Annotated in this window: 24 protein-coding genes; 11 read left to right on the top strand and 13 right to left on the bottom strand. The window is 65.8% G+C overall.

The window, feature by feature from the left end; all coding sequences use genetic code 11:
* Positions 1-39: 39 nt before the first annotated feature.
* Together tilS and ybgF are read right to left on the bottom strand one after the other, a co-directional pair.
* On the bottom strand, positions 40-1,173 hold the full coding sequence (gene tilS, locus MSIL_RS04015; protein WP_012589820.1) for a tRNA lysidine(34) synthetase TilS: 1,134 nt from the start codon (positions 1,171-1,173) through the stop codon (positions 40-42).
* A complete protein-coding gene (ybgF, locus tag MSIL_RS04010) occupies positions 1,167-2,327 on the bottom strand; it encodes a tol-pal system protein YbgF (protein ID WP_012589819.1) in 1,161 nt (386 codons plus the stop codon). Before ybgF ends, tilS begins: the two co-directional genes overlap by 7 nt.
* Before the next feature lie 353 nt (positions 2,328-2,680).
* Here ybgF and glmM point away from each other — a divergent pair, with 353 nt between their 5' ends.
* A complete protein-coding gene (gene glmM / locus MSIL_RS04005; protein ID WP_012589818.1) occupies positions 2,681-4,030 on the top strand; it encodes a phosphoglucosamine mutase in 1,350 nt (449 codons plus the stop codon).
* Between the two features lie 67 nt (positions 4,031-4,097).
* On the opposite strand, the gene MSIL_RS04000 is transcribed toward glmM, so the two are convergent.
* The 11 genes from MSIL_RS04000 to MSIL_RS03945 form a co-directional block, all read right to left on the bottom strand.
* Positions 4,098-4,301, bottom strand: coding sequence for a hypothetical protein (locus MSIL_RS04000; RefSeq protein ID WP_012589817.1), 204 nt, complete (start codon positions 4,299-4,301; stop codon positions 4,098-4,100).
* 42 nt (positions 4,302-4,343) lie between these two features.
* Positions 4,344-4,589, bottom strand: a complete 246-nt coding sequence (locus MSIL_RS03995) for a hypothetical protein (RefSeq protein WP_012589816.1) — start codon at positions 4,587-4,589, stop codon at positions 4,344-4,346.
* Positions 4,590-4,745: 156 nt separating this feature from the next.
* Positions 4,746-5,696 (bottom strand): sulfonate ABC transporter substrate-binding protein, encoded by a 951-nt coding sequence (locus MSIL_RS03990; protein WP_012589815.1) that lies wholly within the window; start codon positions 5,694-5,696, stop codon positions 4,746-4,748.
* Between the two features lie 41 nt (positions 5,697-5,737).
* Positions 5,738-6,526 (bottom strand): ATP-binding cassette domain-containing protein, encoded by a 789-nt coding sequence (locus MSIL_RS03985; RefSeq protein ID WP_012589814.1) that lies wholly within the window; start codon positions 6,524-6,526, stop codon positions 5,738-5,740.
* 4 nt (positions 6,527-6,530) lie between these two features.
* The gene (locus tag MSIL_RS03980) at positions 6,531-7,439 is read right to left on the bottom strand and encodes an ABC transporter permease subunit (protein ID WP_012589813.1); all 909 of its coding nucleotides are present in this window, start codon (positions 7,437-7,439) and stop codon (positions 6,531-6,533) included.
* Positions 7,440-7,631: 192 nt separating this feature from the next.
* Positions 7,632-9,077, bottom strand: coding sequence for an FAD/NAD(P)-binding protein (locus tag MSIL_RS03975; protein ID WP_012589812.1), 1,446 nt, complete (start codon positions 9,075-9,077; stop codon positions 7,632-7,634).
* Entirely contained in the window at positions 9,074-10,261 is a 1,188-nt protein-coding gene (gene ssuD / locus MSIL_RS03970; RefSeq protein WP_012589811.1) for an FMNH2-dependent alkanesulfonate monooxygenase, read from the bottom strand. Before ssuD ends, MSIL_RS03975 begins: the two co-directional genes overlap by 4 nt.
* A 30-nt stretch (positions 10,262-10,291) precedes the next feature.
* The gene (locus MSIL_RS03965; RefSeq protein ID WP_012589810.1) at positions 10,292-11,050 is read right to left on the bottom strand and encodes an ABC transporter ATP-binding protein; all 759 of its coding nucleotides are present in this window, start codon (positions 11,048-11,050) and stop codon (positions 10,292-10,294) included.
* Between the two features lie 4 nt (positions 11,051-11,054).
* Positions 11,055-11,897, bottom strand: coding sequence for an ABC transporter permease (locus MSIL_RS03960; protein ID WP_148213011.1), 843 nt, complete (start codon positions 11,895-11,897; stop codon positions 11,055-11,057).
* A gap of 14 nt (positions 11,898-11,911) precedes the next feature.
* Positions 11,912-12,880, bottom strand: a complete 969-nt coding sequence (locus MSIL_RS03955) for an aliphatic sulfonate ABC transporter substrate-binding protein (protein WP_012589808.1) — start codon at positions 12,878-12,880, stop codon at positions 11,912-11,914.
* 493 nt (positions 12,881-13,373) lie between these two features.
* Positions 13,374-13,685, bottom strand: coding sequence for a hypothetical protein (locus MSIL_RS03945; RefSeq protein WP_012589807.1), 312 nt, complete (start codon positions 13,683-13,685; stop codon positions 13,374-13,376).
* 105 nt (positions 13,686-13,790) lie between these two features.
* Between MSIL_RS03945 and MSIL_RS03940 the strand changes: the two genes are divergently transcribed.
* The 10 genes from MSIL_RS03940 to yacG all read left to right on the top strand — a co-directional run bounded on the left by MSIL_RS03940 (position 13,791) and on the right by yacG (position 21,955).
* Entirely contained in the window at positions 13,791-14,387 is a 597-nt protein-coding gene (locus tag MSIL_RS03940; protein ID WP_012589806.1) for a cation efflux transmembrane domain-containing protein, read from the top strand.
* Positions 14,388-14,603: 216 nt separating this feature from the next.
* Positions 14,604-15,470 carry an aldo/keto reductase gene (locus MSIL_RS03935; protein ID WP_012589805.1) on the top strand — a complete coding sequence of 289 codons (867 nt, stop codon included), beginning with the start codon at positions 14,604-14,606 and terminating at the stop codon, positions 15,468-15,470.
* Positions 15,471-15,638: 168 nt separating this feature from the next.
* Complete coding sequence (locus MSIL_RS03930) at positions 15,639-16,625, top strand: tetratricopeptide repeat protein (RefSeq protein WP_012589804.1); 987 nt, start codon at positions 15,639-15,641, stop codon at positions 16,623-16,625.
* A complete protein-coding gene (gene der, locus MSIL_RS03925; RefSeq protein WP_012589803.1) occupies positions 16,625-18,028 on the top strand; it encodes a ribosome biogenesis GTPase Der in 1,404 nt (467 codons plus the stop codon). Before MSIL_RS03930 ends, der begins: the two co-directional genes overlap by 1 nt.
* Positions 18,029-18,039: 11 nt before the next feature.
* The gene (locus tag MSIL_RS03920; RefSeq protein ID WP_012589802.1) at positions 18,040-19,023 is read left to right on the top strand and encodes a phosphotransferase family protein; all 984 of its coding nucleotides are present in this window, start codon (positions 18,040-18,042) and stop codon (positions 19,021-19,023) included.
* Positions 19,024-19,098: 75 nt separating this feature from the next.
* Positions 19,099-19,620 (top strand): hypothetical protein, encoded by a 522-nt coding sequence (locus MSIL_RS03915; RefSeq protein WP_012589801.1) that lies wholly within the window; start codon positions 19,099-19,101, stop codon positions 19,618-19,620.
* 69 nt (positions 19,621-19,689) lie between these two features.
* Positions 19,690-20,595, top strand: coding sequence for a CDP-diacylglycerol--serine O-phosphatidyltransferase (gene pssA / locus MSIL_RS03910; RefSeq protein ID WP_012589800.1), 906 nt, complete (start codon positions 19,690-19,692; stop codon positions 20,593-20,595).
* 209 nt (positions 20,596-20,804) lie between these two features.
* Positions 20,805-21,023, top strand: a complete 219-nt coding sequence (infA, locus tag MSIL_RS03905) for a translation initiation factor IF-1 (protein WP_012589799.1) — start codon at positions 20,805-20,807, stop codon at positions 21,021-21,023.
* Positions 21,024-21,076: 53 nt separating this feature from the next.
* Positions 21,077-21,724, top strand: coding sequence for a Maf-like protein (locus MSIL_RS03900; RefSeq protein WP_012589798.1), 648 nt, complete (start codon positions 21,077-21,079; stop codon positions 21,722-21,724).
* A gap of 9 nt (positions 21,725-21,733) precedes the next feature.
* Positions 21,734-21,955: a DNA gyrase inhibitor YacG gene (gene yacG, locus MSIL_RS03895; RefSeq protein WP_012589797.1), complete on the top strand. Its 222-nt coding sequence runs from the start codon at positions 21,734-21,736 to the stop codon at positions 21,953-21,955.
* Positions 21,956-22,000: the final 45 nt, after the last annotated feature.

Here is a 22,000-nt window from a genome sequence, read left to right as displayed (position 1 = left end):
CAAGGGGATGCTTGCGCGAAGCCAAGTAGCGCGGTTTGACTAGCGGTTTTCGGCGTCCTTTTGCTTGGGTTTTGGCCGCGCGCGCCGCGCCGCTTCCGCCCGAATCGACAGGCGCAGGCTCGCGTCGAGACAAAGCGCCGCGCCGCCGAGCGTCGCCGCATACGGCCGGCCATCGAGGCAGGCCTGCCTCAAGGATATCGCCAGAGTCTCGAGACGCTCCAGCCGCAGCGGCCCGCTCTTCGCGCTCGCCTCGAGAATCTGCGCCGCGACGACCCGAATCAAAATCTCTTGCGGCTCGCGGGCCAGCTGCGCCATGTCGATGACGGCGCCGCCCCCGCTTTGCAGCGTGACATCGGCGGCGACCGCGCGCGCCCGAGCGGCGAGCGCTTCCTCGGCGCGGGCGGCGCGGCGGCCAAGGCGCAGCAACGCGGCGCGATCGAGGCCTTCATCGGCGAGAAGTTTGAGCAGCGCGCGCATGCGCGTGCGGGCGAAGGCTGGATTGCAATTGGACGGGTCGGCGAAGAAATCATGACGCCGCGCCTCGCAATAGGCGATCAGCGCGGCCTTGTCGCAAGAGAGCAGCGGCCGCGAATGGATGAGCCCATGGCGGAAAAAGCGCGCCGACATGCCGGCCAAACCGCCCGGCCCGCTGCCGCGCGTGAGGCGGAACAAAATCGTCTCGGCCTGATCGTCGGCGTGATGGGCAGTTGCGATCACGTCGGCGCCGAGCCGCGCGGCGCAGGCGCAAAGCAGATCGTAGCGGGCTTCGCGCGCGCGCTCCTGGATGCGCGTCTTCGGCTTGCCGCCGTTCCAGATCAGGGTCTCGTGCGGGAGCCCGGCGGCTTTCGCCCATGCCGCGACGGCTTCCGCCTCGGCGCCGGAGCCCGTGCGAAGGCCATGGTCGACGGTCGAGACATGGAGGAGCGGCGCGGCGAGGCCTCGCTCCTCCCGCGCCCGCGCCCAACGGCTCGCGAGCAGCATCAAGGCGATCGAATCGGGTCCGCCCGAAACAGCGAGCAGGATTTTTTGCGCCTCTTCCCAAGGGCGCAGCAGATCGGCGGCAAGCCGATCTAGCGCCAGTCCGCCGTTGGCGCCCGGGGCGTCGCCGTCCGAACGCGGCCGCGCCCGCGCTGCGGCCGGCCGCTCGGGCGCATCCGGACGGACGCCTAGCATTGGACGCGCTTGGCCTCCCGGTCGGCGCCGGCTTTGACGTTGCCCGGCGCGTTTGGATATTTCCGCCCGATTTCGGCGAAGGTGGCGCAGGCCTGTTCCTTCGCGCCAAGCGAGTTCAGCGACTGGCCCAGTCGCAGCATCGCTTCCGGAGCGCGTGCGGAAGTCGCGTATTGCGTTGAAATTTTGAGATATTGCTCGGCGGCTTCGCGCGGTCGGCTGCGCTGGAAGAAGCTTTCCCCAAGATAATAAGTGGCGTCCGCGCTATAGCGGCTTTTCGGGTTTTTCTGGATGAAGGCGGCAAAGCTCTTCTCCGCCGCCTCATATTGCTTCTGGCGCAAATAGCCGTAAGCGACGTCGAACTCTTCCTTGACGGGATTGATTGGCGCCGCGCCGGGCGCGAGCGCGTTCGGCGTCGCCAGCGCCGCCACCGGGCCGCTGGAGGGGGCGGGGGTCGCGGAGGGCGCGGTTTGTGCGTCCGGCGCCCGCCATTTTGCGCCGGCAAGATTGAGCGGGCCTTCCGGCGCGCCGCCATCGGCGTCATCCAGAGCCGCGACGGCGTCCGTCGCGGCGCTCCCCGCAGCGGCGGGAGGCGGGGCGGCGGAGGCGGCGCTGCCGAGCGGGCGCGGCGCTCCGGGCGCCGCCGGATCGGCCGAGGGATCGAAGGCGTCGCCACGCCGGGCCGCGCGCGCCGGCGCCGGCGGCGATCCTGCCGTTGCCCCCGCCGACGGGGTCGCCGGAGATCCCGAGGCCGCCGAGCGATTGTCGCCGCTGAGGTAATCGTCGATGGCGTCGGTGCGCTTTTGCGGCTTGGCGACGGCTGCCGGAGCGCCGCGCCCGCTATCCTGAAAGCGGAAATCGACGTCTTCCTGAAATTTCCGCAGCTGATCCTCAAGCTTGCGGTTCTGGAACTGCAATTGCTCGATCTGGCCGTTGAGCTGGCGCAGTTGCGCCTCCAGCCGGTCGACCCGGACGAGAACCGAGGAGGGGTCGGCGTCCTGCTGGCCGTAGGGATCGCCGCCGACGTCGGCCGGCGGCGCGCGATAGTTTTGCGCAAGGCGCAGCTCGCCGGCGGGCGCCTCGCCCGCGAAGAAGAGAGAGCCGAGGCAGATAAGGGCCGCGGCGCCGGCGCTTGCGAAAGGCCTTGAAAGCCTCATGATGCGAGTTCCCACAAAATTGGCGTGATTTATCCTAAAATAACGCTTCTGCTGTAGACACGTGGTTTATTGAAGGTGGCTGCGAGATTCCGATAGCTGCGGTCAGAACGACTGGACATCCGATTGCGGACAACAAGATCCGCCTAAATGCGGACAAGATGATGAATGCAAGACGCCGGCGGTTTTGGCTGATTTAAACGGATCGCGGCGGCGTGTCATGTCAGAGAAAGATGCTGTGCGCTGGGCGAAACGGCGACGACTTTGCGCCATGTTCGCGCTTTAGCATCGGGGTCGGGCCAAAGCATACTGCCGAAAAGTCGCAGACGACCGAAAGCTTCAGGGATTGCTGATTAATGCCTCGTAAACATTTTGGAACCGACGGAATCCGCGGCCAGGCCAATTCCGTCATCACGCCCGAACTCGCGATGAAGGTCGCCCAGGCGACAGGGGTGCTGTTTCAGCGCGGCGAACATCGCCATCGCGCGGTCATCGGCAAGGATACGCGGCTGTCGAGCTATATGATCGAATACGCGATGGTCGCGGGCTTTGCCTCCGTCGGCGTCGATGCGCTGCTGCTCGGGCCGATGCCGACCCCGGCGGTCGCCATGCTGACCCATTCGATGCGCGCCGACGTTGGCGTGATGATCTCGGCGTCGCATAATTCTTATGAAGACAATGGCATAAAGCTGTTCGGGCCGGACGGCTTCAAGCTGTCGGACGAAGTCGAGACGAAGATCGAGACGATGCTCGACGCCGGTTTCGCGCTCAAGCTGTCGAAGCCGGCCGACCTTGGCCGCGCCATGCGCGTCGAGGGCGACCGCGCCCGCTACATCGAATTCGCCAAGCGCACGCTGACGCGGAGCCTTTCCCTGGAGGGCTTGAGAATCGTCGTCGATTGCGCCAATGGCGCGGCCTATAAGGTCGCCCCCGAAGCTCTGTGGGAGCTCGGCGCGGAAGTCATTTCGATCGGCGTCGAGCCGGACGGCTTCAACATCAATCGCGGCGTCGGCTCGACCTCGCCGCAGGCGCTGGTCAAGAAAGTGCGCGAAATGCGCGCCGATATTGGCATCGCGCTCGACGGCGACGCCGATCGCGTCCTTATCGTCGACGAAACCGGCAAGATCGTCGACGGCGACCAGCTGATGGCGGTGATCGCCGCGAGCTGGAAAGAGGACGGGCGGCTCTCCCGGCCGGGCATCGTCGCGACCGTGATGTCGAACCTCGGTCTGGAGCGCTATCTTGAAAGTATCGGCCTGACGCTGGCGCGGACCGCGGTTGGCGATCGCTATGTGCTCGAACATATGCGCAGCGAGGGCTACAACCTCGGCGGCGAGCAATCCGGCCATATAATATTGTCGGATTTCTGCACCACGGGCGATGGTCTCGTCGCCGCGCTGCAGCTGCTTGCCGTCGTCAAACGGCTGGAAAAGCCCGTCAGCCAGGTCTGCCGTCGCTTCGAGCCATCGCCTCAGGTCTTAAGAAGCGTCCGCGTCGCCGCGGGCAAGCCGCTCGAGGATGCGAGCGTCGCCCGCGCGATTGACCTTGCTCGCAAGCGGCTTGCTGCGTCGGGGCGTCTCGTCATCCGCGCGTCCGGCACCGAGCCGGTGATCCGCGTCATGGGGGAGGGCGACGACCTCGACCTCGTCGAAAGCATCGTCAATGAATTATGCGACATCGTCGCGAGTTCGGCGCGGGCGGCCTGAGCCGCCGGCGCCTTTATCCTGAGCCGTCATTCGGCGGCTCCTTGCCGACCAGATGGCGTCGCGGGGTTTAGCGCTTGAACTCCGCCTGACAGGCGCGGGTAAGATGAAACATATTGCGCTCCAGACAATGCTGGATGCGCGCATGATCCGGGATGACGGCGCGGCAAAATTTGAACGCGTCGTCGTGGCAAGGATTGCGCGCCGAGGCCGGCGCGGCTGCAAGGGTCACAAGCGCAAGCGCGGCGCCGGCTAGGCTAAGTTTCAAATTCATGGCGTTGTCCAATCCCCAATTTTCTTTGTCGCCTGACGGCCTTTATCTGCGCTTCTTCGCGGGAGCGATGATCGAGCGGCAAGCCGGGCTGAGATAGGCCTTGTAAGTTACGAGGCAGGTATGAATCTTGGCGTGGTCGGGAATGTAGGGGGAGCAGAGGCGGAGCGCGTCGCCCTGGCAATCAGCGGCTTCCTGCGCCTGGCTCAGGGCTTGGCCTGGCGTCGCCGCTGACACCGCCGCGCAAAAAGCGGTCGCGGCGGCAAGCGTCCATCTTACTGTCTTGCGCATTCTTTCGTCCCCCCTCCGACCGTCGGGCCCCCTCGAGCCCGTCTCGGGTTTCCCCGCCCGCGTCGATAATCGATTGCAGGAGCGACCGCAATAGCAACGCCTTTGATGGCGCGCAAAACGGTGGAGCGGGGGGAGCTTCGCGATCGCGCGAAGGGATCAGGCGCGGGGCTTTCTCACGGCTTCGGCGACATTGACCGGTTTCGGCAGCAGGCCGAGCTTCAGGAATGTGTCGGCGATCAGCTGCTGGTCCGCGACGACTTTCTCGGTCAGGGGGGCGACGCCGAAATTCTGCCGCTTCAACGCGACGGTCAGGGCCGCAACCGGGATGCCGGTGAGCGGAGCGAGCGTTTCCGCCGCCGCGGTCGTGTCCTTTTCCACCCAGCGGTTGGTCTCGTCTACCGCGCTGATCAGCGCCTCGATGATCGCCGGATTGGCGTCGGCGAATTTTCGCGAGCCGAGATAAAATTGATAATTCGGCACGATTCCCTCGGCCGTCGTCAGGGGCCGGGCGCCGATGGAAACTTCCGCGGCGGCGAAAAAGGGATCCCAGATCGCCCAGGCGTCGATCGCGCCCCTCTCAAAGGCGGCTCTCGCGTCGGCCGGCGGCAGGAAGGCGGTTTTGATTTCGGAGTAGGCGAGCCCGTGTTTCTCGAGTGCCTTGACCAGCAGGAAATGCACATTCGAGCCCTTGTTGAGTCCGACTGTCTTGCCCCGCAGCTCTTCCACCGATTTGAGAGGGCTGTCCTTTGGAATGATGATCGCTTCGCCCGCCGGCGAGGCCGGCTCGCTGGCGAGATAGATCAGATTGTCGCTCGCGGCCTGAGCAAAAATCGGCGGCGCCTCGCCGGTCTGGCCAATGTCGATCGCCCCTGCGTTGAGCGCCTCCAGCATTTGAGGACCGGCGGCGAATTCCGACCATTTCACGGTAACGCCAAGAGGCTCCAGCTTCTTTTCGAGAATGCCCTTTCCCTTCAACAGCACCAGCGTGCCATATTTCTGGTAGCCGACCCGCACAACAGCGTCGGCGGCGAGACTGGCGCGGGCGGTAACCGATAGTGCAAGTCCAGCGACTCCAGCAAGGGCCGCGCGTCGGCTGATATAGGTCATATAAATCCCCTGCGATGTTGTGTGTTGAATGCCAGTCTCGGTCAGGCGCCAAACAGCTGATCGAGAATGCGCGCCTCGATCGCCGCGCTTTCGGGCGAGCCGCGGCGCCGCGGCCGGGGCAGCGGGGCCGGAAGATCGAGCGCGACCTTGCCGGCGTCGACAAGAACGATGCGGTCGGCGAGCGCTGATGCTTCGGCGACGTCATGCGTGACGAGCACCGCGGTAAATCCCTGTTCGAGCCAGATGCGTTCGATCAACCTTTGCATGTCGATGCGGGTCAGCGCGTCGAGCGCGCCGAGCGGCTCGTCGAGCAAGAGCAGCTGCGGCCGGCTGACGAGCGCGCGGGCGAGCGCGACGCGCTGCTTCTGCCCCCCCGACAGAACGGCGGGCCATTCGCCGGCGCGGTCGGCGAGCCCAACCGCTTCGAGCGCGCTCAAAGCCCGCTCGCGCCCCTCGGCCTTGTTCACCTTGGCGGGCAGCCCGACCTCGACATTGGCGAGGACGCGCCGCCATGGCAGCAGCCGCGGCTCCTGGAACATCATGCGCGTGACCGGCTCCGCGCCGCCGATCGAGACGGCGCCTTCCGACGGCGCGTCTAGACCGGCGAGCTGACGCAGCAGCGTGCTCTTGCCGCAGCCGCTCTTGCCGACAACGGCGAGAAACTGGCCCGCAGGTATGTCGAGGTCGAGATCATTGAGGACGGCCGTCTGTCCGAAGCGCCGCGTGACGCCGATAAAGCGGGCGGGGACGCCCCTTGCCTCCGCAGGGGGCGCGAGCGGCGGCGGCGCCGCGTCGAAGGAGCGCCTTTGATGGGCAAGGGCGAGGCTCATGCGTCTAGTTCCGCGCCGGTTGGAAATTCGGATGCCAGCTGAGGCAGACGCCCTCAAGCAACCGCGTCAGAACATCGGCCAACTTGCCGAGCAGCGCGTAGATGAGGATCGCCAGCATGACGACGTCGACCTGCAAGAACTCGCGCGCCTGCATCGCCATATGGCCGAGGCCCGATTGCGCGGCGATGGTTTCGGCGACGATCAGCGTCAGCCACATGACGCCAAGCGCAAAGCGCAGGCCGACAAAGATCGACGGCAACGCGCCGGGAAGGATGACGCGCAGGAACAATGTGACGGGCGTCATGCCATAGGCGCGCCCCATCTCGATCAGTTGGGGGTCGACGGTGCGGACGCCATGCAGCGTGTTGATGTAGATCGGAAAGAAGACGCCAAGGGCGACAAGAAAGAGTTTGGCTTCCTCGTCGATGCCAAACCACAGGATGACCAGCGGGATCAACGCAAGATGCGGCACGTTGCGGATCATCTGCAGTGTTGTGTCGGTGTAGCGATGGGTAAGCTCGGACACGCCGTTGGCGATGCCGAAGACGAAGCCGATCGTTCCCCCGACGATCAGGCCGGCGAGCGCCCGCGCCGCGCTGACCGCCATATTCTCGAAGAGGTCGCCGGAGCGCGCCGCCTGCCAGCCCGCGAGGGCGATGGCCGAAGGGGCGGGAAGCACATTGCCGTGGATGACGCCAGCCCGGGACAAGGCTTCCCATGCGAGGATGAGAAGGAGAGGGAGAATCCAGCCGGCGACGCGCCGCTCGACGCCGGCCAATCGCCGCGGGGCGTTCTGTGTTTGGGGGGTCCTCGCCGCGACCGGCGCATCAGGCGTGGCGCCGGCGCCCGGTCGACGCGCCGCGTCCGCGGAGAACGCCGCCGCTTGCGCGGCGTCAATGGTTTGCTGCTGCATGAACCCTCGGGTGCTCCTCGCGCGACGGGCCTCGCGCGAATTGCGATGACGTTCAGGGATGCCACAGCGGGAACAAGCTGTCCAGTTATTCTATAGAGTATAAAGATAGGCTCGCGCCCCCTTGGAGCGTTCGAAAGCAGCCTCATCCCCTCGGACGGCCCGCGCCGACGGGCTATGTTTTCGGAGCGATGCTCAGATCGACGCCGGCGCCTTGCGCCGATCCGGCTCAGACGCCTGAGGCGGCGCCAATCGCTCGGCCACATGCGTCGCGATGCTGACGGCGTAATTGGTGACGTCGGGAAGTCCCATCAGCTCGCCGAACGTGCCGCGCGCGAGCGGACCTGCGACGAAGAGATCGCTCGCCGCCTCGCCATCGGCGCCGATCGCGCGGCCGTCCAGATCGACGTCAATCCCGAGCCGCAGCGGATCGGGCCGGGCGAGGCCCGCCGAGCGCATCGCCTGAAGCAAGCGATTGTCGGTAAAGACGCCGCCATGCGCCGGGCCGGTGGCGATAATGACGGCGTCGAAGGCGAGCGTTTCCGTTTCGCCGCTGCTTTTGCCGCTACGGCTCCGCAGCGTGACCAACATGGTTTCACCTTTGCGTTCGGCGCGGCGCAGTGAGGCGGTCTTCAGCGTTAGACCGCCGTTAGCGATCCGCCGGTCGAGCGTCGCCTCGACCTGCGGCGCGATGCGGAAACGATGCACGTCCCAGAAGGGCCGGATCAGCCGCAACAGCCGCGCCCGCTCGGGCAGGGGCAAGGCGCGCCAGATCGCAATGCCCTGCAGGCGGACCTGATCGAGCGCCCCATGCCAGCTTTTGCCCTCGGCTGCTCCCTCAGCGACGGTCTGACGCACGCGGTGCACCAGCTCTCGCGCCGTGCGCGCCGGAGGGGCGGCAAACTCGCCATAAGGCTCGACGTTGGCGGGGGGATGCCCGCGCGATCTAAGACCGCGCCGCGAGACCGCGGTAATGGGGCCGCGATGGCCCAATCGATCGAGCGAGGCGACGATATCGGCCATGGTCAGCCCGGTGCCGACGATCAGCACGCGTGCGTCCGCGCCAATTCCCTCAAGGGCGCCGGGCGCCCAGGGATTTTCGATGAAATGCGGATGGCCGGCGAAGGCGTCGGCCAGTAGCGCGGGCGGGCTTGGGGGCGGGTGGCAGACGGCGAGAACGACGATCTTCGCAAAAACGGTCCGGCCGTCTGAACAGGCGATGGCGTAGCCCTGCGGCGTCGCCTCGACCCGTTCGGCGGCCGCGACGACATGGGCGATCTTGTCGCCAAGCGCGCGAAGCTGTTCGCCCATATATTCGCCAAAGACGGCGCGGGCGGGAAAGTTGCGGCCGTCCGGCAGCCGCGCCGCGGGATCTTCGTCCAGCCGGCCGGAGGCCGTGAGCCAGTCGTTGAAATGATTGGGCTCGGCGGGACTAACCGACATGCGCGCGGCCGGCACATTGATGCGCCAGCTCGGATCGTTGGAATCATAGGCGAGGCCGCGGCCGAGATCGGCGCGCGGTTCGACGATGACGACGCGCTCGAGGTCAGGGCGTAGCCGCAGGAGATGAAAGGCGACCGTCGCTCCGGAAAACCCGCCGCCGATGATGGCGACGGGCGCAGAGACAGACTGAGCGCTCAAGATTGCGCGACGGCCCGCGAGGCCGGGCGGTAGTCGTTTGCGATGGTTTCGCCGAACGGACCAGTATTCACCGAAAGCTCCGATTTCCGGACGCCATGGTTGAGCCTCAGCCGGGGCAGCACAAGCTCCGCGACGCGATAGGCTTCCTCGAGATGCGGATAACCCGAAAGGATAAAGGTGTCGATTCCGAGATCGGCATATTCCTGGATGCGGGCGGCGACGGTTTCGCCGTCGCCGACGAGAGCCGTTCCGGCGCCGCCGCGAACGAGGCCAACGCCCGCCCAGAGATTGGGGCTGACTTCAAGCTTGTCGCGCCGCCCGCCATGCAGCGCCGCCATGCGCGCCTGACCGACCGAGTCGAGGCGCGAAAACACCTTTTGCGCCGCGGCGATGGTGTCGTCGCTGAGATGGCTGATCAGCCGGTCGGCGGCGGCCCAGGCGGCCTCGTTCGTCTCGCGCGCGATGATATGCAGACGGATGCCGAAGCTGATGCTGCGGCCGCGCGCCGCGGCGGCGGCGCGAACCTCCTTGAGCTTGGCGGCGACCGCCTCCGGAGGCTCGCCCCAGGTCAGATATTTGTCGACATGTTCGGCGGCGACGTCATTGGCCGCGGGCGAAGAGCCGCCGAAAAAGAGCGGCGGCGGCGCCTGCCGGGGCGTGAACAGAAGATGTCCGTCCTCCAGCTTGATATGTTTGCCGGAAAAATTGACGCGTTCGCCCGCGAGCAGCGCGCGATAGACGGTGAGAAATTCGCGCGTCACCTCGTAGCGCTCGTCGTGGTTCAGGAAGATTCCGTCGCCGGCGTTCTCGGCCGGATCGCCGCCGGTGACGACATTGATGAGCAGGCGTCCTTCGGAAATCCGGTCGAGCGTCGCGGTCATGCGCGCGGCGAGAGTCGGGGAGGAAAGGCCCGGCCGCACCGCGACGAGGAAACGCAATTGTTTCGTCAGCGGCGCGAGCGCCGAGGCGACGACCCAGGAATCCTCGCAGCTCCGGCCGGTCGGCAGCAGCACGCCGAAATAGCCGAGGCTGTCGGCCGCCTGCGCGACCTGGCTCAAATAGGCGAAATTGGTGTCGCGGCCGCCCCGCGTCGTGCCGAGATAGCGGCCGTCGCCATGGGTGGGTATGAACCAGAGAACATTGAGGCCGTTTTGGGCGTCGCCCGAAGGCGTGGCGTTGGTCATGGAGGTGGTCCTTATTTTAGGAAGCGAGATTCATTCGGCCGCGACGGCATGCGGCGGGGCGCGCCAGGAATGGCCGAGGATGCGGAGCGCCTCGCGCTTCAATTCGTCGAATTCCGGCGAAATGCGGTCGCGCGGACGCGGCAGGGCGATGGGGAGCACGGCGGCGATGCGTCCCGGCCGCGGCTGCATGACGACGACGCGGTCGGCGAGGACGAGAGCTTCCTCGATGTCATGGGTGACGAGCAGCAGCGTCGGCCGCAGCTCGTCCCAAAGGCTGAGGAGATGATCCTGCAGGTCGGCGCGAGTGAAGGCGTCGAGCGCGGAAAAAGGTTCGTCGAGCAGAAGCGCGCGCGGCTGGGGCGCCAGCGCGCGGGCCAGCGCGACGCGTTGGGCCTGTCCGCCGGAGAGCTGGCGCGGCCAACGCGGGGCGTGATCGGCAAGTCCGACGCGCTGAAGCGCCGCCGCCACGCGCGCGCCCTGCTGCGGCTTCGAGACGTCAGAAAGGCCGAAACCGACATTTTGAGCGACGGTCAGCCAGGGAAACAGCCGCGGCTCCTGAAACACGACGCCGACGGCGGGATGCGGCGCGCTGATGGGCTCATTATCGATCAGCACGCGGCCGGAGCTCGGCCGGTCGAGCCCGGCGACGAGGCGGAGCAAAGTGCTCTTGCCGCAACCGGAGCCGCCGATGACAGCGACGATCTCGGCCGCGTCAATATCGAGGCTAACGCTGTACAGAGCGTGCGCGCCGCCGGGATAGATTTTTGAGACCGACTGGATGGTCAGCATGCGCCTAGCCTCCCTCGCCGGATGTTTGCCCGACCGTGTCCTGCCAGCGCAGGAAGGGGGCAGACGCTGCGACCAGCAGCGCGTCGGTCGCCTTTCCGAGCACGGCGAAGGTGAAGATCGCGGCGATGATCTGCGCCGGCTTGCCGAGCTGCTGGCCGTCGACAAGGAGATAGCCGAGCCCTTCCGAGGCGCCCATGAATTCGGCGGCGACGACGAACATCCAGCCGAGCCCGAGACCCGAGCGCAGCGCGACGACGTAATGCGGCAGCACCGCGGGAAACAGGATGCGGCGCGCGAGGGCGACGCCTTCGAGGCGAAAGCTGCGGCCGGCTTCGATGATCTTGCGATCGACCGCGAGGATCGCGCCGAAAATTCCAAGATAGATCGGAAAGGCGACCCCGACCGCGATCAGCGCGATCTTGGAGGCCTCGAAAATGCCGAACCACAGGATGAACAGGGGGACCCAGGCGATCGAGGGAATGGCGCGCAGACCCTGCAAGGTGGGGTCGATCAGTGCGCGCCCCAGCGAGGAGGCGCCGGCGAGGACGCCAAGCGTGGTGCCGGCGAAAACGCCGAGGGCGAAACCGGCGCCGACTCGCAGCAGCGTCGCGCGGATATGCAGCCAGAGATCGCCGCTCGCCGCGAGTTGCGCAAGGTTGGAGGCGATGACGCTGGGCGCCGGCATCAGGCGGCCCTGCGCCCAGCCGAGCCGCACTGCAATTTCCCAAACGAGCAGCGCGCCGACGGGAAGCGCTAGACCGAGCAGGGCGAGCCGCAACGACGCCGCGCCCCAGCGCTGTGGCCGCGCCGCCGGCTCGGCTGAGGCGACGCTGTCGATCGCGCTCACCGCGTCGGCCCGGATCAATTGCTGACGGTCAGAAACGCGGGATCGATCAAGGCGTCGACGCTTTGTTTGACATTGACGTCCTTGGCGATGACGCCGGCCTGCTGCAAGGCGTCGCCCGCCGCGACAAGGGTCTCTTTCTGCGCTGCGCCGATCGGGCCGAAGGTCAACTCGGTGCGGCTCAGCTGACGTTCGATTACCACCGGCGGCAGCTTGGTCGCGCCCTCCAGCAAGACGGCGAGCTCCTTCGGGTGGGCCAGCGACCATTTGCGCGCCGTCTCATAGGCGGCGAGCACGCGCCGGACGATGTCGGGATTTTCCGCGGCGAAACTCTCGCGCGTGTTGAGGACGCCCCAGCTGTTGGCGGCGGGGTTGCGGTAGAACAGCACGGCGCCGTCGTCGATCTCGGCGGAGGCCATGATCGGGTCGAGCCCTGCCCAGGCGTCGACGTCGCCCCGGGTCAGCGCAAGACGGCCGTCGGCATGCTGCAGCAGGACGAGGCGCAGATCCTTTTCGGTCAATCCGTTGGCGGCGAGGGCGCGGATGAGGAAGATATGCGGATCGGTGCCGCGGGTGACGGCGACGGACTTGCCCTTGAGATCGGCGACCGAGGCGATCCCCGTCTCCTTGCGGGTGACGAGGGCGGTCCATTCGGGGCGCGAATAGACATAGACGGCTTTGATCGGATTGCCGTTGATGCGCGCGATCAGCGCCGCGGCGCCGGCCGTCGAGCCGAAGTCGAGCGATCCGGCGTTCAGAAATTCGAGCGCCTTGTTGGAGCCCGCGGACTGGACCCAGCGGATGGCGACGCCGTCTTTGGCGAATTCATCCTCGAGGATTTTCTTGTCCTTCAGAACGATCGAGACGGGATTATAGGTCGCCCAGTCGATGCGGATTTCGCTCGGGGCGGCTTTTGCGCCGAGCGCGGCCGCCATCGTCAAGGCGAAGGCGAGGGAGGCTAGGATGTGCCGGAAGCGGATGGACATGGCGGCCTCGTCTGGATCGAGATGCCCATAGTTCATAAGGACGGTAGACTTAATGTCAATATGTGCGCCGATGGGATGACAGTGTGGGCCGAGGCGTAGGGTCGTTTGCTCTTCTTGGGCGAGGGCTGCGCATGGCGGTGCAATCCAAGCCTTTCAGCAGCGATCCCATGCTTGAGTCCGGCCTGTCCCGATTTTCTCGACCGCAACCAGTGGCGTTCAGGCCCCGGACGGAGGATCGGGATCCGTCGGGTGTCCGATGGCGAGGCGAGCGACATCTGCATCCGCAGCACGCCTGCTACCGATGAGATTCTGGCGGTGATCAAACGCATCGAGGCCTCGCCCTGCCGCCGATGTTTTCGCGACGGCCGACGCGTTCAACACGCGCAAAGGAGCATTTTCGGGAGAGGCGGCGATCGCCGATGAAATCATCGGCGAGGCCATCGTCTTGGGTTTGCCCTGATCGGATCGACAGCTGCGGTCGGTCGCGAAAAATTCAACCTATTTTTTCGGCCGCGGAACTGTTGACGGGCGCGGTGTCCAGGGCTTGGCCTTTTCGATAGGCGGTCTTCTTGTAGACATCGCCTTCTTTGAAGATCTTGGTCGTCCATCCGGATTTCCAGACGATCACTGCGGCGTCGCCCTCGCGCGTCCAGGGACCGCTCATGTCCTCGTCGAGCGTCGCCCGGGCCGTTCCATCCGCGCCGAGCGTGATCTCGAATTCCTCGCCGACGCTGTCCTTGACCTTCCAGACGCCTTCGAGTTCGCTGGCGCCGCCCGCCGCCGGCTTTTTGCTGATGCCGCCCATTGTCTCCGCCCGCCCTTAGGATTTCGATCGAGTGTGCATCCGAACAATCGACCGTCGCAAACGAAAATTCTCGCCGGCTCCGCGCGGCGCTATCCAGGATAGACGATGACCGACGAAGACAATCGACTGCGGCGCGCGGTGCGGCTTGTCGCCATACTTAATCTCAGCTTCTTCGGCGTCGAATTCGCCGTGGCTCTGGCGATCGGCTCGGTGTCCCTCATTGCCGACAGCGCCGATTTTCTCGAGGACGCCGCGATCAATTTCTTGATCTTTGCGGCGCTCGGCTGGAGCGCGGCGCAGCGCGCCCGCGTCGGCATGGCGCTCGCCGCCATCCTGCTCGCGCCGGCGCTCGCCTTTCTGTGGATGCTTTGGCAAAAATTCGGCGCGCCTGTTCCGCCGAACGCGGGGGCGCTGACGCTCACGGGTTTTGGCGCTTTCGCCGTCAATCTGCTCTGCGCGTTCATCCTGGCTCGGTACCGTCATCACAGCGGCAGTCTGACCAAGGCCGCGTTTCTGTCGGCGCGTAATGACGTGCTCGCCAATGTCGCGATCATCGCCGCGGGACTTGCGACGCTCTACGCGCCGTCCATCTGGCCGGATATCCTCGTCGGACTTGGCGTCGCCTTGATGAATCTCGACGCTGCGCGCTCGGTCTGGACCGCCGCGCGGAGCGAACATCGCCTCGCCAGAACGCAAGCCTGACAACCGCCGCCGCAGACGCGGTTTATATGATGTTGATCCAGCAAAAATCGCGCGCCGCATGCGCGGGAGGCGAAGGCCCCATGCGGCCTCCGTGGCTTGCCCCGCGTCGGCGGGCCGCCATATTCGATCCGCATTGGCGGCAGAGAGCGGGCGCTTGCCGCCCTCGATCGAGGGGCTAAAAGATCTCTGCGCCCGTCCGCTATCAGGAGAACAAGCATGAGCGTTACCACCGCCGCCGCTTCTGGCGACTTCACCCTCGGCGACATCAAGATCCACCGGCTCGGCTTCGGCGCCATGCGCATCGTCGGCAAGGGGGTGTGGGGCGGACCGGCCGAGGGCGGCGAAAGCCTTGCCGTCCTGCGCAGGCTTCCCGAGCTCGGCGTCAATTTCATCGACACGGCCGACAGCTACGGCCCCTTCATCAGCGAGGAGCTGATCGCCGAGGCTCTTTATCCTTATGACGGATTGTTGATCGCGACCAAAGGCGGTTTGACGCGGCACGGCCCCGACATATGGGCGCCGGTGGGGCGCCCTGAATATCTGCGCCAATGCGTGTTGATGAGTCTGCGCCGCCTGAAGATCGACCGCATCGATCTCTGGCAATTGCACCGCGTCGATCCGAAAGTGCCGCGCGAGGAGCAATTCGGCGTCATCCGCGACATGCAGAAAGAGGGGCTGATCCGCCACGCCGGCCTGAGCCAGGTGACGATCGACGACATCAAGGCGGCTGGCAAATTCTTCAACGTGGTCTCGGTGCAAAACCTCTACAATCTCGTCGACCGCACAAGCGAGGACGTGCTCGATTATTGCACGAAAGAGGGCGTCGGCTTCATCCCCTGGTTCCCGCTCGCGGCCGGCAAACTGGCGCGGCCGGGGACTTTGCTCGACGCGATCGCCAAGAAGAAAGGCGCGACGACAAGCCAGGTCGCATTGGCGTGGACGTTGCGGCGCAGCCCGGTGATGCTGCCGATCCCTGGCACAGGAAGCGTCAGCCATCTTGAGGAAAACGTCGCCGCCGCGGCGATCGAGCTGAGCGACGAGGAGTTTGCCGGTCTCGATCAGGCGGGCCGCGCCGCGGCCTAGCGCGTCCCCCCAAGACCTGACGATCCGGCGCCCGCCCCTGACCGGGGTGGGTCGCCTTTCGCACGCGGGCGTGCTAGCTGACGGGTTCGCCCTTTTCATGCCGGCCGCCCGAAACGCTCCCGCAGCGCATGTCGCCGACAACCTGCAAAAGCCAAAAAGAAAACGTCCATGAGTGAATTTTTCCGCGAAGTCGACGAGGACTACCGCCGCGAGCGCCTCGCCAAAATATGGACGAAATATCAGGGGTGGTTCATCGGCGCCGCGGTTTTGCTCGTCGCCGCGACCGCCGGCTGGCGCATCTATCAGCATTTTCATCTGCAGGCGGCCGAGGCGGCTGGCGCGCGCTATGAGGCGGCGTTGAGGCTGTCGCAGGATGGGAAATCCGCCGAAGCCGAAGCTGAATTCAAGGAGATTGCGGCCTCGGGGCCGAAGGGCTATGCGACGCTGGCCCATCTTCGCGCCGTCGATGAGATCGTCGGCCGCGATCCTGCGGCGGCGATCGCGGCCTATGACGCGCTCGGGGCCGATCCGACTTTCGACCAATCCTTCAAAGAGGCGGCGCAGACCCGCGCAGCGGTGCTGCGCGTCGATCGGGACGATCCGAAGGCGTTCGAGGAAAAATATGGCGCGCTGGCGCAGCCCTCCTTCACCTACCACGACACCATCCGCGAATTGCTCGCTCTGGCCGCATTCAAGCGCGAAGATTTCGAGGCGGCCGGGCGCTGGCTCGATATGATCGTCGGCGATCCGCGCGCGCCGGGGCCGCTGCGCCAGCGCGCGGAGGCTTTTCTTGGCTTGGTTCAGGCCGGCAAGCTTTCGCCGGCGCCTGCCGAGCCGCTGTCAACGCCGGCGCCGCCGGCCGCCGAGGCCCCGGTTTTGCCCGAAACGTCGGCTTCGCCCCCTGCTGCGCCTGCCGAACCGTCGGCGCTGAAGCCCGGCGCCGAGGCCGCGCCCGAGACGCCGCCAGCTGAAGCGGCTGTTCCCGAGCCGCAAAATCCGGTCGCTGAAGCGCCGCCGGCAAGCGCATCCGCGCCCGACGAAAATTCCGCCAGCAAAAGCGCCGCGCCGCCGCCGCCGGAACCGGAGAAGAGCGGCGCGGAGCCTGACGCCGCGCCGCCCGCCGCCGCGCCGGGCGCGCCGGCGCAACCGAACTGATGTTCACGATCGCCATAATCGGGCGCCCCAACGTCGGCAAATCGACTTTGTTCAACCGTCTCGTCGGCAAGCGGCTGGCGCTCGTTGACGATCGCCCGGGCGTCACCCGCGACCGGCGCGAGGGAGAGGCCCGGCTTGGCGATCTCGTCTTCAAGATCATCGACACGGCCGGGCTCGAGGAGGGCGCCGCGGCTTCCCTCTCGGGGCGCATGCGCGCGCAGACGGAACGGGCGATCGAATCTGCCGACGCGGTCTTCTTCCTGTTCGACGCGCGTCTCGGTCTGACCCCGGACGACCGCTTTTTTGCAAATCTCGTGCGGCGCGCCGACAAGCCGCTGATCCTCATCGCCAATAAGGCCGAAGGGCGAATTGGCGAAGCCGGCGCGCGGGAAGGCTATGATCTCGGCCTTGGCGATCCGGTGCCTCTGTCCGCCGAGCATGGCGACGGGATGTCGGATCTTTACAGCGCCATCCGCGAGGCGCTGCCGGAGCAGACCGAACTGCCGGCCGAGGAAGAGGAAGGCGAGACGCGGCTCATTCTCGGCGAGGATGAGGATGGCTCCGAGCTCGATCCGACCAAGCCGCTGCGCATCGCCATCATCGGGCGCCCGAACGCCGGCAAATCGACGCTGCTCAACACGATTATCGGCCAGGACAGGCTTCTGACCGGCCCTGAGCCGGGGCTGACGCGCGACACCATCGGCATCGACTTCGAATGGGGCGGCCGCAAGATCAAAATGTTCGACACGGCGGGCCTGCGCCGCCGCGCCAAGGTGGAAGACAAGCTCGAAAAGCTTGCAGGCCATGACGCGGTCCGCGCGGCGAAATTCGCCGAGGTGGCGGTTCTGCTGCTTGACGCGACCATTCCGTTCGAGAAGCAGGATCTGACTCTGGCAGATCTCGTCGAACGCGAGGGCAGGGCGCTGGTCATCGGCGTCAATAAATGGGATCTGATCGAGCATCGCGGCGCAAAGCTCTCTGAGCTGCGCGAGGAGGCGATCCGCCTGTTGCCGCAGGTGAAGGGCGCCCCTGTCGTGCCGCTGTCCGGCGCTACCGGCGATGGCGTCGGCAAGCTGATGGAGGCGATCTTCCGCGTCCATGAGGTCTGGAACAAACGCATCTCGACGGCGCGGCTGAACCGCTGGCTCGCTGGCGCGCTGGAGCAGAGCCCGCCGCCCGCCGTCTCAGGCCGTCGCATCAAGATCCGCTACATGACGCAGCTGCGCGCGCGGCCGCCCTATTTTCTCCTGTTCGGCAATCAGCTCGACGCTTTGCCGGCGAGCTATGAGCGCTATCTCGTCAACGGCCTGCGGCAGGCCTTCGATCTGCCCGGCGTGCCGATCCGCATCTCCAAGAAAACGAGCGACAACCCCTATGCGGACCGCAAAGCGCGCCAGAGATAGGCGCCGCCCCGTTGCGCGAGACATGGGTCAGGACCGATCCGCCCCTTGAACCAAGCTTGCCGGCGATCGAAGCGATGGCGCGGCGGCTCTGCCCCGGCGCCATTGTCTGCCGCGCGGAGGAAATTCCTGGCGGTCTGATCAACGCCAATTTCCGGCTCGACCTTGCAGGCGACCCACATCGCAATCGGTTGCTTTTGCGCTACTGGCGGCGCGGGCGCGCGGACGCCGACAAGGAAGTCGCGCTGCTGCATTCCCTCAAAGGGCAAGTTCCTGTTCCCGCCGTTCTTGCGACCGGGGCGGCGGATTCCGAGTTTGGGCTGCCCTACGCCTTCATGGAATGGATCGAGGCGGAGAGTCTGCACAGCGCCGCAGCCGGGTTGGCTTCGGCGGCCCTGCACGAGCTTGGCCTTGCCGCCGGCGGGACGCTCGCCGCCATTCATGGCGTGCGGTTTCCGCGACAGGGTTTTTTTGGCGCCGATCTCGCCCCCGACGGCGGATATGACGCGAGCGTCGACGGACAACTGGCCTGGCTGAATAAGACGCTCGGCCGCGATCAGGCCCGCGACCGGGTCGGCGGCGAACTGGCCGAGGCCATCAGCGCCTTTGTCCGGCGCAAAGGGGAGGCGCTGTCGCATGAATGGGCGCGCCGGCCGACGCTGAGCCACGGCGATTTCGATCCGACGAATATTATGGTCAGCCGAGCCGGAATCGGTTTTGCGATTGCCGCCGTGCTCGACTGGGAATTCGCCTTCGCCGGCGGGCCTGCCTATGATTTCGGCCATATGCTGCGCCCGCCGCTGGGCGATCAGGCGGCGTTCGTTGGCGGCCTCTGCGCCGGCTATCGCGCGGCCGGACAGGATTTGGCTGAAGATTGGCGGGAGGCGGCGCGGCTCGCCGATCTGTTGTCCTGGGTCGATTTTATCTCGCAGCCCTTTTGCGGCGCAAAAGCCGCCGCCTCGGCCCGGCTGATGATGGCGCGCTTGATCGCAGCCTGATGTTTGGCAAGCTGAGCGCCTCGACTTATCTTGCCTGACTTGGCGTTCTGCGCCGTAAAAATGGACCCAGCAAAGATGCCGACGACTTTCGCCCAGATCATTCGTCGCATCCTGCTGCGCCTCGCCGAGGCGCTGGTCATTTTCTATGTCGCGCTGGATTCGATTTTTACGCCGATCTTCCGCCCGCTTGTGCGCTGGGCGGCCGGGCTGCGCGTCGTGCGTCGGCTGCAGGATCTTGTCGCCGAGCTGCCGCCCTATGCGATTTTGGCGGCGCTCGCCATTCCCTTCGGCCTCGCCGAGCCGGCCAAGATCTATGCGCTGGTGCTTTTTGCGGGAGGCCGCTGGCTGACTGGCGTCATCCTGATGGCGCTCGCCTATCTTGTCAGCCTGGTCCTCGTCGAGCGCATTTATGACGCGGGGCGGGACAAGCTGCGCACAATCAGCTGGTTCGCCCGGCTGATGGATTGGCTGGTCGCGTTCCGGGATTCGCTGCTTGCCTGGGCTCGCTCCACCAAGGCCTATGCCCTTGCCATGCAGACGCGCCGGCGCGCCGTCGAAATCTTTGGGCGCGTGCGCGCGCAGTTGCGGTTGCGCTAAACGGCGGCTCGCCATTCGTTTTCCGCGCTGCGCTTGCGGCGCTTGCCGGCTCCTCCTATCTTGCCGCCGATGGATCGCCCCTCTGCAAGCAATGATTTCGGCTCCCGCCGCGAGCGGGGCAAGACGCCGCCGTTCGAGATTGGCGACGAAGCCGCCTTCGACCCCTTCGCTCCGGCGCGGCCGCAGAAGCGGCGCTTTCGCGCGGTGCCGATGCGGGTCATCCTGCCCAATCTCGTGACGCTGCTCGCTCTATGCATGGGCCTGACGGCGATCCGTTTTGCAATCGAGAGTCAGTTCGAGGTCGCGGTGATCTTCGTCATCATCGCCGCCGTGCTCGACGGCCTCGACGGGCGGATCGCCCGCGCGCTGCGGGGCGCGACACGATTTGGCGCGGAGCTCGATTCGCTCGCCGATTTCGTCGATTTCGGCGTTGCTCCCGCCCTGATCCTGTATTTCTGGGGCTTGAATGAATTCAAGAGCCTTGGCTGGTTCGCCGCGCTCGTCTTCGCCATCGCGGCGGCGTTGCGCCTCGCCCGCTTCAACGTCATGGCCGACGAGCCGGACAGGCCGGCCTGGCACGCGCATTTTTTCACCGGCATGCCGGCGCCGGCGGGGGCGATCGTCGGCCTTTTGCCGATCTATCTCAGCCTGTCGATCCTCGACGCGCCTCATGGGCGGCTGATGGTTTTGATCTATATTGTCTATGTGATCGCCGTCGCGCTTCTGATGGCGAGCCGGATTCCGCATTTTTCCGGCAAGAAGATCGGCCGCGTTCCGCGCGAATATGTCATCGTCGTGATGTTCGGCGCGGTCGCCTGCCTGCTGCTGTTGGCGACCTTCCCGATGGAGATGCTGATCTTCCTGTCGATTGCCTATCTTGCCTCGATTCCCTTTGCGATTCGCAAGTTCAAGGCGCATGAAGTCGCTGACGCGGCAAAGCTGAAGACGCCCGGCGTCGTGGGGCAGGATATCTGACGCACGCCGGGCGAAGGCAAAAGCGGCTGTTCACAAATGCGCGGTTCTCGATTAGGGTCCGCGCCAATTGTCAGCCGGATTGATCCGTCTTTCGTAGTTTTGGTCTGATCTCGGTTGCGCGGATGTTCTGCGCGGCCACGCAGCCGTTGGGCCTGCCGCCTTCCCGCGGCGGGCGACCGATGTCGGACGCTGCAAATATAAGGAAACAAATGTCGAAGGAAGAATTGCTTGAATTTCCGGGAGTTGTGGTCGAACTGCTGCCCAATGCGACTTTTCGCGTGCAGCTCGAGAATGAGCATGAGATCATCGCCCATACGGCCGGCAAAATGCGCAAGAATCGCATCCGGGTTTTGACGGGCGATAAGGTCCTCGTCGAAATGACGCCCTATGATCTCACCAAAGGCCGCATCACCTACCGCTTCAAGTGAGGCGTTGAAGTGATTGCGAAAGCTGACGGAACGACTATTTGCGGATCGCCGCGATGACGAAGCCGGAGATCGCGGAGGATTTTACGCGGCCGAAGCTCGTTCTGGCTTCAGCTTCGCCGCGCCGGCTTGAACTGCTGCAGCAGATCGGCCTCGAGCCCGACGCGCTGCTGCCTTGCGATCTCGATGAAACTCCCGGCAAAACGGAACTGCCGCGCACGCTCGCCTCGCGCCTCGGGCGCGAAAAAGCCCGCGCCGCCGCGCGCATCGCGTTGAGCCGGCCCGAACTCGCCAAAGCCTATGTGATCGGCGCCGATACGGTGGTCAGCGTTGGGCGGCGCATCCTGCCCAAATGCGAATTGTCCAGCGAAGCCGAGCAATGCTTACAGCTTCTCTCGGGCCGCGCGCATCGGGTTCACACCGGCGTCTGTCTGATCGTTCCGGGCGGGCGCGAGCGTCATAAGCTGATCGAGACTAGAGTCCGCTTCAAGCGGCTGTCGTCGAGCGAGATGGAAGCCTATCTCGAGAGCGGCGAATGGCGCGGCAAAGCCGGCGGCTACGCCATTCAGGGGTTGGCCGGGGCCTTTGTCATCAAGATCATCGGCTCCTATTCCTCGGTGGTCGGCCTGCCGCTTTACGAGACCATCTCGTTGCTCGTCGGCGAGGGCTTTCCGGCCATGACGACGTGGCTGAACCGGGTTTAGAGGACTGCTATGGTTGAGCCGGAAGCCAATCCTGATCCTGCGGCAGACTCCGCCCCCCAGCCCAGGCGGCCGTGCCCGATCTGCGGCAAGCCTGCGGTCGCGGCGATGCGTCCATTCTGCTCGAAACGCTGCGCCGATGTCGATCTGCACCGTTGGCTCGGCGGCGTCTACGCCATCCCGGCGAGCGAGACCGAGGAGGCCGCAAAAGACTCGGCCTCCGAGGACGAATGAAACTTGCAGGCGTTCCGCCGCCGCCGCGGCCTGACGCTGCGCGAT

Source organism: Methylocella silvestris BL2, from assembly GCF_000021745.1.
GTDB lineage: Bacteria > Pseudomonadota > Alphaproteobacteria > Rhizobiales > Beijerinckiaceae > Methylocapsa > Methylocapsa silvestris.
The sequence above is the reverse complement of the archived record's forward strand: the minus strand, read 5'-3'. Positions and strand labels throughout refer to the sequence as shown.

Excerpts from the sequence above, each read along its gene's own strand:
- tilS (WP_012589820.1), bottom strand. The coding sequence starts at position 1,173 with ATGCTAGGCGTCCGTCCGGATGCGCCCGAGCGGCCGGCCGCAGCGCGG.
- ybgF (WP_012589819.1), bottom strand. The coding sequence starts at position 2,327 with ATGAGGCTTTCAAGGCCTTTCGCAAGCGCCGGCGCCGCGGCCCTTATC.
- glmM (WP_012589818.1), top strand. The coding sequence starts at position 2,681 with ATGCCTCGTAAACATTTTGGAACCGACGGAATCCGCGGCCAGGCCAAT.
- MSIL_RS04000 (WP_012589817.1), bottom strand. The coding sequence starts at position 4,301 with ATGAATTTGAAACTTAGCCTAGCCGGCGCCGCGCTTGCGCTTGTGACC.
- MSIL_RS03995 (WP_012589816.1), bottom strand. The coding sequence starts at position 4,589 with ATGCGCAAGACAGTAAGATGGACGCTTGCCGCCGCGACCGCTTTTTGC.
- MSIL_RS03990 (WP_012589815.1), bottom strand. The coding sequence starts at position 5,696 with ATGACCTATATCAGCCGACGCGCGGCCCTTGCTGGAGTCGCTGGACTT.
- MSIL_RS03985 (WP_012589814.1), bottom strand. The coding sequence starts at position 6,526 with ATGAGCCTCGCCCTTGCCCATCAAAGGCGCTCCTTCGACGCGGCGCCG.
- MSIL_RS03980 (WP_012589813.1), bottom strand. The coding sequence starts at position 7,439 with ATGCAGCAGCAAACCATTGACGCCGCGCAAGCGGCGGCGTTCTCCGCG.
- ssuD (WP_012589811.1), bottom strand. The coding sequence starts at position 10,261 with ATGACCAACGCCACGCCTTCGGGCGACGCCCAAAACGGCCTCAATGTT.
- MSIL_RS03965 (WP_012589810.1), bottom strand. The coding sequence starts at position 11,050 with ATGCTGACCATCCAGTCGGTCTCAAAAATCTATCCCGGCGGCGCGCAC.
- MSIL_RS03955 (WP_012589808.1), bottom strand. The coding sequence starts at position 12,880 with ATGTCCATCCGCTTCCGGCACATCCTAGCCTCCCTCGCCTTCGCCTTG.
- MSIL_RS03945 (WP_012589807.1), bottom strand. The coding sequence starts at position 13,685 with ATGGGCGGCATCAGCAAAAAGCCGGCGGCGGGCGGCGCCAGCGAACTC.
- MSIL_RS03940 (WP_012589806.1), top strand. The coding sequence starts at position 13,791 with ATGACCGACGAAGACAATCGACTGCGGCGCGCGGTGCGGCTTGTCGCC.
- MSIL_RS03935 (WP_012589805.1), top strand. The coding sequence starts at position 14,604 with ATGAGCGTTACCACCGCCGCCGCTTCTGGCGACTTCACCCTCGGCGAC.
- MSIL_RS03930 (WP_012589804.1), top strand. The coding sequence starts at position 15,639 with ATGAGTGAATTTTTCCGCGAAGTCGACGAGGACTACCGCCGCGAGCGC.
- der (WP_012589803.1), top strand. The coding sequence starts at position 16,625 with ATGTTCACGATCGCCATAATCGGGCGCCCCAACGTCGGCAAATCGACT.
- MSIL_RS03915 (WP_012589801.1), top strand. The coding sequence starts at position 19,099 with ATGCCGACGACTTTCGCCCAGATCATTCGTCGCATCCTGCTGCGCCTC.
- pssA (WP_012589800.1), top strand. The coding sequence starts at position 19,690 with ATGGATCGCCCCTCTGCAAGCAATGATTTCGGCTCCCGCCGCGAGCGG.
- infA (WP_012589799.1), top strand. The coding sequence starts at position 20,805 with ATGTCGAAGGAAGAATTGCTTGAATTTCCGGGAGTTGTGGTCGAACTG.
- MSIL_RS03900 (WP_012589798.1), top strand. The coding sequence starts at position 21,077 with ATGACGAAGCCGGAGATCGCGGAGGATTTTACGCGGCCGAAGCTCGTT.
- yacG (WP_012589797.1), top strand. The coding sequence starts at position 21,734 with ATGGTTGAGCCGGAAGCCAATCCTGATCCTGCGGCAGACTCCGCCCCC.